1 protein-coding gene is annotated in these 1,364 nt (G+C 69.9%); it reads left to right on the forward strand.

Annotated features, from left to right (window positions below):
• The coding region (locus ACIPXB_RS37140) for a condensation domain-containing protein (RefSeq protein WP_401457430.1) at positions 1–1,364 on the forward strand (1,364 nt) is incomplete at both ends.

A 1,364-nucleotide genomic window follows, 5' to 3' on the forward strand; every position in this document is an offset into this window, starting at 1 on the left:
GGTGCGGAGGTGATCACGCCGGAGATGCTGCCGTTGGTGGAGCTGACGGTGGAGGAGATCGAGCGGGTCGTCGCGACCGTGGAGGGTGGCGCGGCCAACATCGCGGACGTCTATCCGCTGGCGCCGCTCCAGGAGGGTCTGCTCTTCCACCACCTCCTCGCCCACGACGACGACGATGCGTACGTGATGCCCGTCGTCATGGAGTTCAGCTCCCGTGAGCGCCTCGACGCCTTCCTCGACGCGCTGCAGAAGGTCATCACTCGCCACGACATCCTGCGGACGGGGATCGTCTGGGACGGGCTGCGCGAACCCGTCCAGGTGGTGTGGCGTGCGGCCGAACTGTCCGTGACCGAGGTCATCCTGAACCCGGACGGCACGGACCCGGTCGAACAACTGATGACCTCGGTCGGCCTGTCGATGGATCTCGACCGGGCACCGCTGATCACCACCCACGTCGCCCCTGTCCCGGGAGACGGGGAGTGGGTGGCGCTGGTGCGCATGCACCACATCGTTCAGGACCACACCGCGCTCGAGGTGGTCCTTGGAGAACTGAACGCGTTCCTCACCGGCCGCGGCGACGGGCTGCCGGAAGCGCTGCCCTTCCGCGACTTCGTCGCCCGGGCCAGGAGCGGGGCGGACACCGAAGGGCACGAGCGCTACTTCGCCGAACTGCTCGGCGACGTCACCGAAGGGACCGCGCCGTTTGGTGCGCTGGATGTCCGGGGCGACGGTTCGGGCGTGGTGCGGGCCCGGGTGCCGTTCCCGGCCGAGCTGGATGCCCGGCTGCGCGAGGTCTCCCGCCGTCTCGGCGCGAGCACGGCGACGGTGATGCACGTGGCATGGGCGCGTGCCCTGGCGGCGATGGCCGGCCGGGACGACGTGGTCTTCGGCACCGTACTGTTCGGCCGGATGAACGCCGGCGCAGCCTCGGAACGGGTCCCCGGCCCCTTCATGAACACGCTGCCCGTGCGGGTGCGCACCGACGACATCGGCGTCCTGGGCGCGGTGTCGGCGATGCGGGACCAGCTCGCGCACCTGCTGGAACACGAGCACGCACCGCTGGCACTGGCCATCCAGGCCAGCGGTATGGCCGGCAACTCGCCTCTCTTCTCCGCCCTGTTCAACTACCGGCACAACACCAAGACCGAGCCCACGGAGCCGCAGGAGCCGGCGGACGGACCGGTGGGCGGTATCCGCACCCTGTTCGCCAGGGAACTGACCAACTACCCGCTCGCCGTTTCGGTGGACGACGACGGCGACGCGATCGGCCTGGCGGTCGACGCGGTGTCGCCGATGGATGCGGCTGCTGTCGGTGTGCTGGTGCGTACGGCTGCGGAGCATCTGGTGTCGGCGTTGGAGGTGGC

This window comes from Streptomyces sp. NPDC090022 (assembly GCF_044748145.1).
Classification (GTDB): domain Bacteria; phylum Actinomycetota; class Actinomycetes; order Streptomycetales; family Streptomycetaceae; genus Streptomyces.